Consider the following 17049-nt stretch of genomic DNA (forward strand, 5'->3'; position numbering starts at 1 on the left):
GTTTTCCTGTGATGCCATCATTCATAAAAACTAGCTTTTAATTTGCTTCACCGATAATTTCTACTTCTGTATGCATATCTACATTGTAGTCATCTTTAATTTTCTTTTGGATGTACTGAATTAAGTCCAGCACGTCTTGAGCAGTAGCACCACCAGCGTTCACAATAAAGTTGCCATGCATATCAGAGATTCTTGCTCCGCCAATTTGGTACCCTTTTAAATTCGCTTTTTCTACAAGCTGTCCTGCATATTCAGGCAGCGGATTTCGAAAAATACTTCCGGCACATGGTCGATTATAAGGCTGTGTTTCCTTACGATAGTCTTTATTTTGCTGCATTTTCTTTGTGATTTTCTCGCGATCATCCTGTTTGAGCTTAAACACGGCCTCGAGAACAATGCCTGGTCGTTCCTTTTGAAGGACAGATGTTCTATAGCTAAAGTTCATCTGCTCATTTGTTAGCCACTCGATGCTGCCATCTTCAAATAAGATTCTCGCTTTCACAAGGATCTTACTGATATCAGATCCGTGCGCACCTGCGTTCATATAAACAGCACCGCCAATAGATCCCGGGATACCAGCTGCAAACTCCAGCCCTGAAAGACCCTGCTTACTAAGAGACGTTGCAAGCCTTACAACCGAATAGCCGCCGCCAACTGTAATTTCTTCATCATTTACAGTTAAATGATCAAGTCCAGCACCTAACTTCAGGACAACGCCACGTATTCCTTTATCAAGTACGAGTAAATTCGACCCTCTCCCAATAACCGTCCAGTCCGCGTGGTGTTTTTTTATCTGATCCATGATCGTTTTAACTGCATCGATATCTTTAGGAACAATCAATAGATCTGCCGGCCCGCCTATTTTCATTGTCGTATGATTTGCAAGCGGCTCATTTTCAAGCACTTTACCGACTTGCGCTTCTAATAATTCATTCTTCAAGTTCTCCATATTACCCTCCGCCTTACCTAATATCATTCCATCATGTAGTCGTAATTTCTTTTAATACATTATATAAACGTCCAGCCGCATCTGGTACTCCCAGTTCTTTTGTTAAGCGGCTCATTTCGTTTAATTTTTCTTCATTACCAGCAATTTCATCAATGGCATGAAGGAGGCTCTCTCCAGAAAGCTCTGATTCTCTTAAAACGATTGCAGCGTCATGCTTTTCTAATGATCTTGCATTAATTTCCTGATGATTTGCTGTGACGTATGGGCTTGGAATAAAAATAGTTGGGATTCCAAGGGCTGTCACTTCAGCAATCGTTGTGGCACCCGCTCTTGCAACAATCACATCAATTGATTTCAAGTACTCCGGCATTTGGTGCAAGAAAGGCTTTGTGATCATATTAGGTGCTGCATCTTTTTCCTTTAGTTCGTTCAGCACTTTTTCATAATGAACCTCACCTGTGATATATAAAAGCTGATAGTTCTTAGCCTTTAATTCATTTTGCATGTCAATGACTGCTCTATTAATCGGTGCAGCCCCCCGGCTCCCGCCAAAAATAAGAACTGTTTTTTTCTTTTCATCCAGCCCAAACTCTTTAAGAGATTTCCCCTCTTTTATAGAGACGACTTCAGAGGCTCTAGGGTTTCCCGTAAATACAACCTTTTCAGAAGGAAAATGTTCCTTTGCTTCTTCAAAGCAGATGGCTACCTTATCAACATATCTCGCCAGAAACTTATTTGTGATTCCAGGCAGACTGTTCTGTTCGTGAATAATAGTCGGGATTTTCAGCTTAGAAGCTGCATAAACAACAGGGCCGCACACATAACCACCTGTTCCAATGACCGCATCTGGCTTGAATTCTTTTAAGTAAGATTTACTTTTTTGAACGCCCTTTAGAAATCTCATCACCGTTTTTACGTTATCAAAGGAAAGCTTTCTTTTAAAACCTGAAATTTCTATGGACTTGAAAGGGATATTTTCTCTTTCTACAATTTTCTTTTCAAGTCCATTTTCAGTACCAATATATAAAAATTCTACATTAGGATGCAGTCTTTTCACTTCTTTAATAAAAGCTAAGGCCGGATAAATATGTCCGCCTGTTCCGCCTCCACTGATTACTATACGCATTATACCATTTCCCCTCAATTTTTTTCTGCTCTGAACAAAGTATAAACCCTGTTTTAAACAACAGGGCTCCGTTAAAACCTGTAAAGAAGAGTCAAAAAAACATGTTTTCAATACGAAAGCTGTCTTTTTCACTCTTCAAATCATTTTTTTGTACTTTTGCAAAATAAATGTCATCATGGTTTCATTAACTAGCAGCACATTAATATCTAGCGTACCTGCTTACATTCAGAAGTACGCCAATTGCCATCAGCATTAATGTCAGTGATGAGCCGCCATAACTTAGGAATGGGAGCGTGATCCCTGTCACAGGGATGAGTCCAGTAACAACTGCGATATTAATCATCACTTGAATGGCAACCATTGAAATAATGCCAACTGCTAGGAAACTTCCGTATAAGTCTGGGGCTCCAAGTGCTATTCGTATGCCTCTCCATAATAGAACACTAAAGAGCAGCAAAATGAGTGATCCTCCTATAAAGCCAAGCTCTTCAGACAATATCGCAAAGATGAAGTCTGTTTGAGGCTCAGGTAAATAAAAGAATTTCTGTCTACTTTGACCGAGACCCATTCCGAACAGACCGCCTGGACCAACAGCGTATAAGGATTGAATAATTTGAAACCCACTGCCTAGTGGATCTTCCCAAGGATTTAAGTACGATGTAATTCGTTTTATGCGGTAGGGCGCTGATAAGACGAGTGCAGCAAATCCACTGAGCCCTAAAAGACCGAGAAATATAAAGTGAGCAATTCTCGCACCTGAAACAAATATCATAATAATACAGGTTCCAACCATTACCGTCCCTGTTCCCAAATCTGGCTGCAGCATTATGATGGCAAATGCAGAAAACACAATGCCTAATGCTGGTGCGAAACCTTTACGAAAGGATGTGATATTTTTTTGTTTTTCAGATAAGAATTTTGCAAGAAACGCAATCATCGCAAGCTTCATAAATTCAGAGGGCTGAATACTAAACGCACCGACACCGATCCAGCTTCTTGATCCATTTCTCTCCATACCGATACCTGGAATAAGTACAAGCAGTAAAAGGAGAAAACAAACAGCAATCAATATCTTTGACCAAGTCCGCCACGTCCAATAATCGACTCGCATAATGAAAAACATCGCGATAACTCCGATTCCGGCAAACAAAAGCTGTCTTTTTGCAAAATAAAACGAATCATCAAATTTATACGATGCCCACACAGCACTAGCGCTGTACACCATAATTAAACCAATCGTCAATAAAAGTAACGTAATGACAACAAGCAAAAAGTCCGGAGAAGTTTTCTTATTCGTCAAGAGACCGACACCCCAAGCATAATTCATTTGGGCTGTCAGTCATTATGAGAGACAAGCCCTTATTTAAGCATATGCACGGCGTTTACAAACATGTCTCCACGTTCTTCAAATGTTTTATGTTGATCCCAGCTTGCACAAGCCGGGGATAATAAAATCACGTCTTCTTCTTCAGAAATGTTAAACGCCGCAGGTACTGCTTGTTCAACATTATCGACATGTTTTACGTGATGTATTCCCAGTTCTTCACCAAGCTTCACAAACTTAGGTGCCGTCTCACCAAATGTGATGATTCCTTTTACATTTTTCATAAAAGGCTTCAATTCATCAAATTCATTACCGCGATCAAGCCCGCCGGCTAGTAAAATGGTCGGCTGCTTAAAAGCTGACAATGCTTTACTTGTTGCCAGTATATTGGTGGCTTTACTATCGTTATAGAATTTTCTGCTTTGAATTGTATCTACAAACTGGAGACGATGCTTCACTCCACTAAAAGTCGTGAGAACGTGTGCGATTGCTTCATTTGAACAGCCTGTATTTTTCACGACACATATAGCTGCCAAAATATTTTCTTGGTTATGCTCACCAGGAAGAACAACATCCTTTAAATCGATGATATGTTCATTCATGTAGTAAATTGCACCATTTTTAATATACGCACCATGTTCTACTTGCTCTTTTACCGAGAAAAATACTTTTTTTGCTTTTGAAGCTTCGGCTAGTTTTACAACTGATGGATCATCAAGGTTAATGACAGCTATGTCATCTTCAAGTTGATGTGCGTATACTTTCTGCTTTGCTTTTTCATATTCATCACGAGTGTGGTGATAGTCTAAATGTGCATCAAAAATATTTAATATTAAGCTGATTTTAGGTCTAAAATCAACTGTTCCCATTAACTGAAAAGAAGACAGCTCAGTTACAATCCACTCATCGCCAGCTGCCTTTGCAGCGACTTCGCTGGCAACTGTGCCAATATTACCTGCCACTAAAGTTTTTTGACTATCGCTTTTCAGCATTTCATAAATCAAAGTCGTGGTAGTGGTTTTTCCATTTGATCCAGTAATCCCAATAAAAGGAGCTGAGGTTAAATGATAAGCTAATTCAATTTCCGTCCAAACTGGAATTTGGCGGCGAATCGCCTCTTGAACCATCACATTTTCATATGGAATTCCTGGATTTTTAATTAAAATCGTTATTTCATTATCATCGAACATACGAAGAGGATGGCTGCCACAAATGACATCAATCCCCTTTTCAGAAAGAAGCTGAGCAGGTTCATTTTCTTCAAACGGCTTTTGGTCATTTACTATGACATTTACTCCATGCTCATGAAGAATTGAAGCTGCCGCATATCCGCTTTTTGCAAGACCTAATACTAGTACATGTTCGTTTTTTAACATTTGCATCTTATTCAATTATAACCACACCTCGATGTAAATTCCTAAAACAGCAAGTAATAAACCAGCTGTCCAGAAGGTGACAACTACTCTCCACTCAGACCAGCCAACTAACTCATAGTGGTGGTGAAGCGGACTCATCTTAAAGATTCTTTTTCCAGTTGTTTTAAAGGAGATCACTTGAAGAATAACGGATAACGTTTCGACAACAAATACTCCTCCAATAATGACAAGTAAAATTTCAAGCTTTGTTAAAATGGCAATCGCTACAATCGCTCCGCCTAAAGCAAGCGACCCTGTATCGCCCATAAATACTTTTGCAGGATGCGCGTTAAACACAAGAAACCCAAGAACGGCTCCAGCAACAGCTACTGAAAAGATCGCTACATCGTACTGTGATTGATTCCAAGCCAGTATAGCAAAGGCTCCAAAGGCAATAGCAGCGGTACCAGATAATAGACCATCCAGTCCATCCGTTAAGTTCACAGCATTTGAACCCCCGACAAGCATGAAAACGACAAGGATAAAGTAAGCCCATCCTAAATCGAAGCTGACATCTGTTCCTGGAATGCGAATCGTCGTTGCAAACTGATAATAATGGAAGACTGCATAAAAAATCACTGCGATCACAATTTGACCGATTAATTTCTGTTTCGATGTTAAACCTAGGTTTCGTTTCATCGCTACTTTAATATAATCATCTAAAAATCCTAATAGACCGTAGCCAAGCGTGACAAATAACAATAAAAACATTTCTGGACTAATCTCAGAAAATTTGTTGATCATCACAATCGTCGTAATTGTGATAGAAAAGATAATCATAATTCCGCCCATTGTCGGAGTACCTGATTTCTTTTGGTGAGACTGTGGTCCTTCTTCTCTAATACTTTGACCAAATTTAAGTCTTCTTAAAAACGGAATAAAAATCGGGGATAAAAGAACACTGATTAAAAATCCCATTATGATTGTAAACAATATCACCTGTTCAAGCATCGTTCTTTACTCCTTCCGAATTTCCAAAGCCGTTTTCCATCAGAAAATTGCATTCATTATTAAGGTATTCATTCGCGTTCTTCGTATGTTGTTTTTGTACAAAATGCTTCATTTCATTACACTCTTTTCATCATTTTAAGATTTGTTTAGATCTAAAATAGCGTCCATAGCAACCTTTGCATCATCAAAATCGTACACTTGATCGCCAACGATTTGATATGTCTCATGACCTTTACCCGCTATTAAGACTGTATCGCCCTTTTTCGCATTGGCAATTGCAAAAAAGATGGCTTGTTTGCGATTCACAAAGCTATGATAATATGCGTCTGGCACACCATTTTCCATATCCTTTAAGATAGCTGAAGGATCTTCGCTTCTTGGGTTGTCTGATGTAAATACAGGCTCATCTGCATACTTCACAGCGATTTGGGCCATTTGAGGGCGCTTTGTTTTATCACGGTCGCCGCCGCAGCCTATCACACAGAAAATTTTGCCGTCTGTTAATTCTCTACACGTTGTCAGGACATTTTCTAAGCTGTCAGGTGTATGGGCGTAATCGACGATCACAGGGAAATCTTGATCACAGTTCACAAGTTCAAATCGGCCTTTGACTCCCTCCAGCTCTTCAATAGCACTTACAATCGTTTCAAATGTTAAGCCAGATACGATCCCTACTGATACAGCTGCTAGGATGTTGTACACATTAAACTTACCGATGAGGGCAACTGTCACATTTTTGGTACCAATTGGAGTGATTAAATCAAATTGAGTTCCCTTCGGCTTGATTTGAATATTCTTTGCCATGACATCTGCTTTTTGCTCTAAGCCATATGTCATGACTTCAGCAGCTGTCACTTTTTCATAGTAACTCGAAGCATCATCATCCGCATTTAAAATCGCATGCTTTGGCTTATCGTGATGAAAGGCACTGCCCAGCTGTGAAAACAGCAAGCTTTTCGCATGTTTATATTCTTCCATTGTGTTGTGGTAGTCAAGATGGTCCTGCGAAAGGTTTGTGAAAACGGCAATATCATAATCACATCCATGTACCCTGCCAAGATGCAGTGCGTGTGATGATACTTCCATAATGGCTGTGTCTACATCTTGATCAAGCATCTGTTTGAAGGTCTTCTGAAGTGTGACACTTTCAGGTGTCGTGTTTTTCACATCGAGAATGTCATCATTCACCTTCATATACATCGTACCGATTAAGCCTGTTTTCTTTTCGGCTTTTCTCATCATTTGTTCAATCATGTGTGTTGTGGAAGTTTTTCCGTTTGTGCCTGTGATCCCGATGAGATTCAGCTTATGAGTTGGCTGTTCGTAAAACGCATCAGCTATTCTTGCAAGAGCTCTTTGAGAGTGTTTCACAATAATGACTGGTACATCTGTTATGTTAAGAGGGTGTTCTGCTACAATCGCTGCAGCCCCGCTTTTCACCGCTTTTTCAGCATAATCGTGTCCATCTACTGTATAGCCTTTTATACAGACAAAAAGGCTTCCTTTTTTCACCTCTCTAGAATCCATTTCGATGGAAGTGATATCAGGATTTTCGTTTATTAATTCGTTGTTTTCACTTTTAAAGTATGTAAGGAGTTCTTGTAATTTCATTTCATATCAAACCTCTCAAATTCGTTCACGTGCATGTCTTGCGAAAAAAACACACAGTCTATATTTTATCGTAAAAAAAAGGATACATCCAGCGTATTCCTTAAGTTTCTCTTGGAAAAAACACACTTTAGGTTCTTTTTTTCAAACAGACCTTCTCTTTCAACAAAAAGAGGTAGCCGAATGAGTGCGGCTACCCTCTGTTCATTCTTTATTATTCATCGTTTAAGTATAATCTGATGGTGGAGCCTTCTTTGACCTTCGTCCCAGCAGCAGGTGATTGCTTCACCACTTTACTGCCAGTTCCAGAAGCATCGATCTTAAGATTAATCAGGAGGGATTCAAGGTCTGAAACAGATCCCCCTACAAGATTCGGTACTTCAATCGTTTTTGTGTCCAGCCACTGGTACTTCTTTTCAATTTGTCCTTTTCTTTTTTTCACACCCATTTCAGGCAGGCTGTCCCGCATAATATGACCCACAATTGGCGCAGCAACTGTCCCGCCAAATTGAATAGTGCCTTTCGGGTTATCTACAGCCACATATACAACGATACTTGGATCATCAGCAGGCGCAAACCCGATAAACGACACAATGTGGTTATTTTCCATGTACTTGCCGTCTTTTACCTTCTGTGCTGTCCCTGTTTTTCCGCCAACTCGATATCCTTCAACAAATGCATTTCGGCCAGTCCCTTGAGCGACTACACTTTCAAGCGCATATCTGATTTCTTTTGATGTTTCTGCTGAAATCACTTTCTTTTTGGCAATCGGTGATTGCTTTTTCACAACCTCTTTTGTGATTGGATCTATCCATTCTTTTGCAATGTACGGCGTGTAAAGTGTTCCGCCATTTACCGCTGCGGCTACGGCAGCTACTTGCTGTATCGGCGTAACAGATACACCTTGACCAAAGGCAGTTGTCGCCTGCTCTACAGGGCCAACCCGGTCCAGCGGGAACAAAATGCCTCGCCCTTCCCCTTGAAGATCAATTCCTGTTTTTTGGCCAAACCCGAAATTTTTAATATAGGAAAATAATTTATCCTTTCCTAGACGGTCGCCTAGTTCAACAAAGCCGGGGTTACAGGAATTTTGCACCACTTCTAAAAATGACTGTGATCCGTGGCCGCCTTTTTTCCAGCACCTAAGCCTTGCACCATCAACTGTTACAGATCCGCTGTCAAAAAAATGATCGCGTTTTAAATTGACTTTTTTCTCTTCTAGCGCTGCTGCAAGCGTAATAATTTTAAACGTCGAACCTGGCTCATATGTGCTCCACACCGGTAGATTTCGGTTAAACACTTTCGAGTCAACTGATTGATAATCCGCTGGATCAAAATCCGGTCTGCTCGACATTCCAAGCACTTCACCGTTCTTCGGATTCATCGCAATTGCAATCATGCCGTCTGGGTTATATTTCGCCTGCGCGTTGTCTAATTCCCGCTCTATGATGGTTTGTACTTTCGCATCGACAGTTAACTTCATATCAAGGCCATCTTTAGGCGGTGTATAATCATCTGCTTCATCTGGCATTTTCTGCCCTTTTGCATCGGAATAGAACTTTACAGAGCCTTTTTCACCTTTCAGGTCATCATCATAATAGGCTTCAAGTCCAAGTAACCCTTGATTATCAATTCCAGCGAAGCCAAGCACATGAGAAAGAAAACTGCCGAACGGATAGTGTCTGATGCTGTCTTCCGCAACATAAACGCCATCTAAATCAAGCTCTCTGACTTCTTTTGCTTTTTCATGAGATACTTTTCTTCCCTCTGGAGAAATTCGTTCGATCGATGTTTTCTTTGTGACGTGCTTGTACGCTTTTTCCTCTGACATATTCAGTACTGCCGCCAGTTTCTTGCTTGTTTCTGCGGGATCTTTAATTTGACGCGGAACGACCAATATAGATGGGGCACTTTTGTTCGTCGCAAGCTCTACCCCATTTCGGTCCAAAATATCTCCCCTTTCTGGTTCGAACGGGAGGTTCCGGCTCCATGAATCTTTTGCTAAGCTTGTGAGCTTCTCACCCATAATAAACTGTACATATCCTAATCTAGTATCTATGATGAAAAAAATGATCACCCCAATCAGCAGCACGAAAAGCAATCGTTTTCTCACTGTTACACTTGATACTCGCACGCCCGGTTCACTCCTTACATACATATGGCTTGTTTCCATCATATGCAGGCCCGTCCTTATGTAGAACGTCTCGTCTATCCCGCTCGGCAAAAGAAAAAACCTAGCAAGTCGTTTGCTAGGTTTTGCAATTAATTCGGGCTTTTAAATGTCACTGTAACAACTTTATCTGAAATCTCCGCTCCACTTTTCACACTTTGTTTGATAGCATATCCTTGTCCCTTTGTTTCGATATGCACACCGGAAATGGATGCATATTGAAGAACTTCTCTTCTCGACCAGCCTGTCATATCAGGCATTTTGATGGTTTTTCCTGCTGTTTTCAAGAAAACTTTCTGGCTTTCAGAGAATTCAGAGCCTGCACTTGGCCACTGTCGTTTAATGGAGAGGCCATCGCCGATGACAACAGGCGTTAAGTTTTTGTTTTTGGCTTCTGTTTCCGCCTGCTTCACTTCTAAATCTAAGAGTGAAGGCATTGTTTCTTGCTTCACTTTTTGTTCGCCTGATTTTTTATCGTCTGTTTTTGTTGGTGCAATATTTAAATATAGCAGACTATTTTTCATCACTGGGTTAAAGATTTGTGCAACTGGGGCAGAGCCAGTTTCTGTGTCAGACAGCTGCGGCTGCTGTACAGCTACATAAACGAGCAGCTTTGGATCATCTTTCGGCGCCATTCCCATAAATGAAAAGACGTAATCGTTTCTTCCTTGGAGGTAACCGCCGGCACCGCCGATTTGTCCTGTTCCTGTTTTTCCAGCAACGTCAAAGCCTTTGATTTGGTAAGGCTGACCTGTTCCAATCTTCGAGGAAACAACTTCGCCTAAAATGTCACGTACTTGCTTTGCTGTATCTGAGGAAATTGGCTTTCCAGCTACTGTTGGTTCGTGCTGTAAAATCGTTTTGTTTGTGTTCGGGTCTGTAATATGATCAATGACATATGGCTTCATCATCGTTCCACCGTTTGCTATGGCTGTTGCTGCTTCAATTTGTTGAATCGGTGTAATGGCAGACGCTTGACCGTAAGCTGTCGATGCTTTGTCATATTCGTATCTGTAATTGATTTTACTAGACGCTTCGTTCGGCAAGTCAATACCTGTTTTGTCGTAAAAATGGAACTTCTGCAAATATTGTTCGTAGCGCGTGAAGCCTAACTTTTCTTTTGCCAGCTTTGCAAAGGCTACGTTTGACGAACGGAGAACACCTTCATGAAAGTCAATTTTCCCCCAGCCATTTCCGTTGTTGTGGTCTCTTACAAGGCCGCCGCCTACTTTATAAGTACCAGATTGATATTTATCATTGCCTTGGTAGACCCCTTCTTGGATTGCCGCAGCAAGTGTAAAGATTTTCATCGTTGAACCTGGTTCAAACGCATATGAAATGACATCATTGTTATAATTCGTAATGTCTAATTCATTTAAATTAAAGCTTGGCCGCTGTCCCATCGCGAGCACCTTTCCCGTTTTTGGGTCAACGACTGTAGCAATGATTTTCTTCGGTTTATATTTTTTAGCAACCTGCGTCATACTTTCTTCAAGGAACGCTTGGATTTTTTGATCGATGGTCAGCGTGACGTTTTTCCCATCCTTCGGAGCGACAATGTCTTCTTTACTATTTGGAAGAGCCCACCCGCTTCTGTCACTGTTATATGTCACATAGCCGTCTTTTTCTTTTAAAAATTTGTTCAGCGCCTTCTCAAGTCCCATCGCGCCTGACATGTCCTTTGTCGCCTCATCTAATCTTGCATAACCGATCAGATTTGAAGCAAACATTCCGTTTGGATAATATCGCTTCGTGTCTTTTTCAAATGCGATCCCTGGAAGCTTCAGCTTTTCAATTTTTTCCTTTGTTGAAAAACTGATGTCTTTCCCAGCTTTACCAAACTCAACTTGGAACGCATCTTTTGTATTCAGACGCTTTAAAATTTCGCTTTCGCTCATATCAATTACTTTTGACAGCTCTTTTGCTGTCTTTTCTTTGTCGACGACATGCATTGGGTGCTTTTGATCGACCGTCATTTTCTTGCTCATGATCGCAATGAGCTTATAGACAGATGTATCCTCGGCAATCACATTCCCATTTCGGTCTAAAATAGACCCTCTTTTGGCTTCAAGTGTTTTCTTCGATTGATATTGTTCATTTGCCTTTGCGGCTAACACTTGACCATCGACCGTTCCTGTAATCTGGATATAAATAAAACGTGCAAGGATGATAAAGAAAAACAGGGCGAAGCAAATACTCGCAATTGCCGCGCCTCTGTTCATCATTTTATTCTTTTTAGGCATCGCCATCTTAATCGACCTTCTTAACATCTTTCGAAATGCTTAAGCCTGCTTTTTTCGCAGCTTCAATGATTCTTTCTGGTTCACTCAGCAAGTCTTTTTCCTTTTGAAGCTCAGTAATCTTCTTCGATTCTAAAGATACTTGCTGCTCTAATTTCTGCACCTCGATATTGGCGTGATAGACAGCAAAGGCTTTAGAAATGATGAGAATAGAGCTGCACATAAGAGCCATGACAAACATGACAAGTAAGATTTTTTCACCAAGTGTGATAGAACCTCTTCTTTTAATAACAACCGATTGGCCTTGCTGCTCTGTTTGATATTGTTTTACTTCTCTTTGGTAAGCCAAATTACTCATAAGAAACCTCCTTTTTATCATCATCTATGGTGTCGTTTTACTTTTTTTCTGCAATTCGGAGCTTCGCTGAACGGGCACGGTTGTTATGTTCCAGCTCTTGTTCTGATGCAACGATTGGTTTTCTCGTGATCAGCTTCAGCTTTGGTTCAAGTCCTTCTGGAATCACTGGTAGTCCGTGCGGAAGTTCTGGAAGAGAAGACATTTCTTTAAATGTACTTTTACAAATCCGGTCTTCAAGTGAATGGAATGTAATGACAGAAATTCTCCCCTTCGGATTGAGTAACTCTATTGCTTGTTCTAGTGCTTCTTCAAAAACTTTCAATTCATCATTTACGGCAATTCGGATCGCTTGAAACACTCTTTTTGCTGGATGTCCGCCAGTTCGTCTTGCAGGTGCGGGAATTCCTTCTTTGATAATGTCGACAAGTTCACCTGTTGTTTCAATTGGCGCTTTTTTTCTAGCTTCTTCAATTTTGCGTGCGATTTGCTTGCTGAATTTTTCTTCCCCATATTTGTAGAAAATCCGAACTAGATCTTCAAATGGCCATTCATTCACCACTTGCTTTGCCGACAATGCGGCTGTTTGATCCATTCGCATGTCAAGAGGTGCATCATGGTGATAACTAAAGCCTCTCTCTGGTGTGTCGAGCTGAGGAGATGAAACCCCAAGATCAAAAATCACACCGTCTACGCTTGTAATGCCTTGTTCATTCAGACGTTCTTTTAAATATCGGAAGTTGCTTTTTATGAAAAGAATGTTCGCTTTAGAATCCGCGAGCTTCTCTCGTGCATGATCCAGTGCAGCATCGTCTTGGTCAAATCCAATCAATGTACCTTTTTCTGATAGTTGAGATAGTAAATATGAGCTATGACCTGCTCCGCCCAGCGTGCAGTCTACATATGTACCGTCTTCTTTGACGTTTAAACCGTCAACTGTTTCTTTTAATAATACTGTCTCATGTTGAAACATGATGTTATGGTCCCACCTTTTTCAAATAGAAATGAATGTGTAGAAAGCTTGCTGCACAAGGGATTATTATATATCAAACCCAATCATGTTTTCAGCAATTTCAGCAAAAGAATCTTCTTGCTCTTCTGTATATTGTTCCCAGATCGACTTACTCCACAACTCAATTCGATTTGAAACGCCGATGACCACACATTCTTTTTCGAGTTTTGCATATTGGAGTAGGTTTGATGCGATGTTAATGCGCCCCTGCTTGTCCAGATCGCATTCAACTGCGCCGGAGAAGAAGAACCGGGTAAACGCACGTGCATCTTTTTTCGTTAGCGGCAGTGCTTTGAGTTTCTCTTCAATTAGTTTCCACTCACTCATAGGGTAGCCAAATAAACATTGATCAAGCCCTCTCGTCAGCACAAACTGTTCTCCGAGACCGTCTCTAAATTTAGCAGGGATGATCATGCGCCCTTTTGTATCAATCGTATGTTGGTATTCACCCATGAACATGATAAACAGAGCCCCACTTTCTCACCCTTACTCTCCACTATCCACCACTTCTCTCCACAAAACTTATTTTACACTGTTTCTACATAAAAAAAAACCCTGAACTAGTCAGGGTTCATTAAAACTTTATTTCAAAGTTTGACAATTTGCTGCTTGTTTTGAAATGAAAATGGCAGATTTTTGAACGTTTTGAAGAATTCTGGACCATATTTGTTTAAAAAGTACATGATATTCCAAATTCTTTCTTGCGGCGCATCTAGTGGTTTTAAGCTGTTTTCAATCCGTTCAAAATCTCGAAGGATATATCCTTCCTTCTCTTCCACACGCTGCGCCACCTTTTGATAAACAAATTGAAGCTGGTCTTCGATAAATTTGGCATTTTTATCTAGAAGCTGCTCGAAGTTTGGTTCAACCTCCAGTGCTTCTTTTCTCAATACACCGTGAACTTTCGCTAATTCACGTTTCGCATGATCAACGGCTTGAACAAAGCTGTCTGGAAGGCTTTGCTCAAAGTGAGCCTCTTTCTTTTCTTTTACTCCGCTTGTCAGCACTTCTTCTACAGAAAGTTCTCTGACCGGGAGCTTCTTATTGATATGCCTTTCAAGAATGGTCACATGCAGTCTTGGAAGAACAGGTGCCATCTTTAATTTAAAATGCTCAAAGATTCCTTTCAGCTCTCCCCAATAGTTGACTTCACCGTGTCCTGCCATAAAAGCAAGTGTCGGGAGAAGGGTTTCCTGCATTAAGGGGCGCGTCACCACATTGTTGCTGAACCGTTCTGGGTGCTCCTCAATTTCCTGCAAAAGCTCTTCTTTTGTCCATGTAAGCCCCACTTCTGATATAGAAAACTGGCCGTTTTCTTTTTCAATAAGGAAACGCTCCTCATCATATTCGTAAAACAGGTTCGCCTGATTGTCACCAGCTTCAATGATCGGCTGATATCCCGCTCGTTTCATGGCAGCCTGCGTTTCATTCAAACGAGCTGTGACCGCATCATTTGTCTCGACAATGTGCTTGAACAACGTACGCTCAAGTGGTTTAACGCCTAAGTCTCCTGAATTAAATAGAAGAAGTCCATCTTCTTCAAAAAGGTCGCATACAATCCATTCAAAGAAATCCGTAAACGTTTGTGATTTGCGTAAACATCGAAGAAGCTGATCAAGCAAGTTATTTGTATATGCAGATTCCTCATACGTTGAAAACACGTCACGTAGCCATTTCTCTGTTTTTTCTTGATGCAGCGGTGTTCTTTTTGCAGCAGTTTTTTTAACGTTATGTAATGGCAGCTTTTGCTTGACTGGACCTTTTTCGCCAGATGTGTAGACAAAATTAATTTCATCTACGTCATGATCCTCACCTGCTACCCAAAAGACTGGAATCACAGGAACGCCAAGCGCTGATTCTTTTTCTTTTGCGAACTGAATAATGGATATGATTTTATGTATGGTATAAAGCGGTCCTGAAAGTAGGCCTGCCTGCTGCCCTCCAACCACCATGACACTCCGCTTGTCACGGATCTTTTCAATGTTCTGACGCATCGCTGCCGATTCAAACTTTGCGTGGTATGCGCTCATATAATCTGCTAAAGCCTCGCGCGGGAAGCTCATTTCCATGAGATCGTCGTATCTCTTTTTCCATGTGTGCTCAGAATGTATATCATAATCAAAAAAAGCAGTCATCTCTTTTTTTTCTTCTATATAATCACGTATGAATAAATTCTGACTTCGGATGGAAAGTTCAGTCAATTGCATGTTTAGAACTTCCTTTCTTCAATAAATAGTTAGTTTCCCGAAAAAAGTATAGCATGTAAATGAGCTCACTCAAAAGATTTTGTTTGCTTTTTTTCCAATACTTCCAAGCTTCGATTGAAGAAAGTAAGATGTGGCGCCAGAATCTCTTGAGCTTGAGCCTTTTTTAAAAGATAGCCAACGATGGCTTTTCTTTCGGTTTCACGGCCTTTGACGATATCTTGAAGCATCGACGATTGATTGGCGGCCGTTTTCTTACAAATTGAAACGACGTGTGACCAGAGCTGCTCTTTTTCAGCCAGACCTAAAATGGACAATGCTTCTTCAAATGCACATTTCATCATGTATTCATATGAAGGATTTGCGATCAATTCCCCATTTTTCACATGCAATAAAGCCGTGAGCGGGTTAATGCATACATTGACTAGCAGTTTTTCCTCCAGCACTTTTTTCCATTCATCCGTATAAATCATCTGAAAATGAGCCGGCGTTTCATTAAAAGCATTTCTCACATCAGCTGCATCCTCAGGATGAAAAGCCCCCCACTTGATGACACCAATCCCTGTATGGTTTACCGCATGATCTGATACCTTCATCGCCCCGTGCTCTACGACACCTATATATATTGTATGCGCCGTTTTCCAGTTTTCTAAATCTAATAAGTGGGCCATGCCATTTTGTAAAAATAAGATTCGCTGACGAGGTAATGTCGATAGGTCATCAAGCACCTCTTGCAAATGATGATATTTCACCGTCACAATCAGCAGATCAAATCCTCCTGTAATCTCTGCCCTTGCCTCGGCAGACGACCAGAATGTCTCTCCTTTTACCGTTCGTTTAATTCCTGATGTTCGAATCTCCTCTGCCTGTTCTTTTCTTCTTGTCAAAACAGTGATGTCATGATGCTGTGATAAATAACTAGCACAAAGCAGACCAATTGCCCCACCGCCAATGATTCCAATGTTCAACTGCCGCACTTCCCTTTTTCTGTTTACTTCATCATATCAACCATTTTAACAGTTTCATGACGCGATGCAAAAAGCAGATGGCGCGCCGTGATTGAATTTTTTTAATTTAAAAACTATAATAATAAGTGTAAAAACTTTTTGAGGCGGATGGGATGAAAACGCCTTCAACGACATCACTGTCAACATTATGTGTGTAAGGGGGAAGATCATATGACACAAGTAAAGCGACTTCTAATCAATTACAAAACTTTAGAGGAATTTAAACAATTTAAGGAATATGGCATACAAGAACTATCCATGCTTGAAGACCTTGAAAGTAATATGATAGAAAATGACAGCAACTCTCCATTTTACGGGATTTATTTTGGAGATAAGCTGGTTGCACGTATGAGCCTTTATCAAGTGGACGGCTCGACGACAACTTATTTTGACCACAATCATGATTATTTAGAGCTGTGGAAGCTGGAAGTGCTTCCTGGGTATCAGCGTAAAGGGTACGGCGAGGCACTTGTTGATTTCGCCAAATCTTTCGGGTTGCCAATCCGAACCAATCCACGCGTCAAATCTGCCGGTTTTTGGGATAAAATGGGCTTTGAAGCAGTGAAATATGATATGGAACGCGATAAAGGTGAAAATCCACTCATCTGGGAGCCCGCCCATATTCAAAAGAATACAGGTGAATCCGCTTAATACTGATGGCAAAACGCCCCTCCTTTCTCTGTGAGGG

The 17049-nt window shown here is 40.8% G+C and carries 14 protein-coding genes; 1 reads left to right on the top strand and 13 read right to left on the bottom strand.

What is annotated here, in order from left to right:
* Window positions 1-37: 37 nt before the first annotated feature.
* The 13 genes from murB to AMR95_RS05005 all read right to left on the bottom strand — a co-directional run bounded on the left by murB (window position 38) and on the right by AMR95_RS05005 (window position 16322).
* On the bottom strand, window positions 38-949 hold the full coding sequence (murB, locus tag AMR95_RS04945; protein WP_041084933.1) for a UDP-N-acetylmuramate dehydrogenase: 912 nt from the start codon (window positions 947-949) through the stop codon (window positions 38-40).
* A 31-nt stretch (window positions 950-980) separates the two neighbouring features.
* Window positions 981-2075 (bottom strand): undecaprenyldiphospho-muramoylpentapeptide beta-N-acetylglucosaminyltransferase, encoded by a 1095-nt coding sequence (gene murG / locus AMR95_RS04950; RefSeq protein ID WP_058837741.1) that lies wholly within the window; start codon window positions 2073-2075, stop codon window positions 981-983.
* A gap of 199 nt (window positions 2076-2274) precedes the next feature.
* Window positions 2275-3375, bottom strand: coding sequence for a stage V sporulation protein E (spoVE, locus tag AMR95_RS04955; protein WP_024424259.1), 1101 nt, complete (start codon window positions 3373-3375; stop codon window positions 2275-2277).
* A gap of 59 nt (window positions 3376-3434) precedes the next feature.
* Complete coding sequence (murD, locus tag AMR95_RS04960; RefSeq protein ID WP_052196550.1) at window positions 3435-4781, bottom strand: UDP-N-acetylmuramoyl-L-alanine--D-glutamate ligase; 1347 nt, start codon at window positions 4779-4781, stop codon at window positions 3435-3437.
* A gap of 9 nt (window positions 4782-4790) precedes the next feature.
* Window positions 4791-5765 carry a phospho-N-acetylmuramoyl-pentapeptide-transferase gene (mraY, locus tag AMR95_RS04965; RefSeq protein WP_003211854.1) on the bottom strand — a complete coding sequence of 325 codons (975 nt, stop codon included), beginning with the start codon at window positions 5763-5765 and terminating at the stop codon, window positions 4791-4793.
* Window positions 5766-5900: 135 nt separating this feature from the next.
* Complete coding sequence (locus tag AMR95_RS04970) at window positions 5901-7376, bottom strand: UDP-N-acetylmuramoyl-L-alanyl-D-glutamate--2,6-diaminopimelate ligase (protein ID WP_058837742.1); 1476 nt, start codon at window positions 7374-7376, stop codon at window positions 5901-5903.
* A 211-nt stretch (window positions 7377-7587) separates the two neighbouring features.
* Complete coding sequence (locus AMR95_RS04975; protein WP_039178327.1) at window positions 7588-9507, bottom strand: stage V sporulation protein D; 1920 nt, start codon at window positions 9505-9507, stop codon at window positions 7588-7590.
* A 128-nt stretch (window positions 9508-9635) separates the two neighbouring features.
* Window positions 9636-11786 carry a penicillin-binding protein gene (locus tag AMR95_RS04980; protein WP_058837797.1) on the bottom strand — a complete coding sequence of 717 codons (2151 nt, stop codon included), beginning with the start codon at window positions 11784-11786 and terminating at the stop codon, window positions 9636-9638.
* Between the two features lie 7 nt (window positions 11787-11793).
* On the bottom strand, window positions 11794-12141 hold the full coding sequence (gene ftsL / locus AMR95_RS04985; RefSeq protein ID WP_039178324.1) for a cell division protein FtsL: 348 nt from the start codon (window positions 12139-12141) through the stop codon (window positions 11794-11796).
* A 37-nt stretch (window positions 12142-12178) separates the two neighbouring features.
* Window positions 12179-13111 carry a 16S rRNA (cytosine(1402)-N(4))-methyltransferase RsmH gene (gene rsmH, locus AMR95_RS04990; RefSeq protein ID WP_024426925.1) on the bottom strand — a complete coding sequence of 311 codons (933 nt, stop codon included), beginning with the start codon at window positions 13109-13111 and terminating at the stop codon, window positions 12179-12181.
* 66 nt (window positions 13112-13177) lie between these two features.
* A complete protein-coding gene (gene mraZ / locus AMR95_RS04995; protein WP_003211163.1) occupies window positions 13178-13609 on the bottom strand; it encodes a division/cell wall cluster transcriptional repressor MraZ in 432 nt (143 codons plus the stop codon).
* A gap of 128 nt (window positions 13610-13737) precedes the next feature.
* Window positions 13738-15357 (bottom strand): bacillithiol biosynthesis cysteine-adding enzyme BshC, encoded by a 1620-nt coding sequence (bshC, locus tag AMR95_RS05000; protein ID WP_058837743.1) that lies wholly within the window; start codon window positions 15355-15357, stop codon window positions 13738-13740.
* A 65-nt stretch (window positions 15358-15422) separates the two neighbouring features.
* Window positions 15423-16322 carry a 2-dehydropantoate 2-reductase gene (locus AMR95_RS05005; RefSeq protein WP_058837744.1) on the bottom strand — a complete coding sequence of 300 codons (900 nt, stop codon included), beginning with the start codon at window positions 16320-16322 and terminating at the stop codon, window positions 15423-15425.
* A 210-nt stretch (window positions 16323-16532) separates the two neighbouring features.
* Here AMR95_RS05005 and AMR95_RS05010 point away from each other — a divergent pair, with 210 nt between their 5' ends.
* A complete protein-coding gene (locus AMR95_RS05010) occupies window positions 16533-17012 on the top strand; it encodes an N-acetyltransferase (RefSeq protein WP_007499784.1) in 480 nt (159 codons plus the stop codon).
* Window positions 17013-17049 lie beyond the last annotated feature (37 nt).

It is taken from the genome of Bacillus sp. G1(2015b) (assembly GCF_001482475.1).
Classification (GTDB): domain Bacteria; phylum Bacillota; class Bacilli; order Bacillales; family Bacillaceae; genus Bacillus; species Bacillus safensis.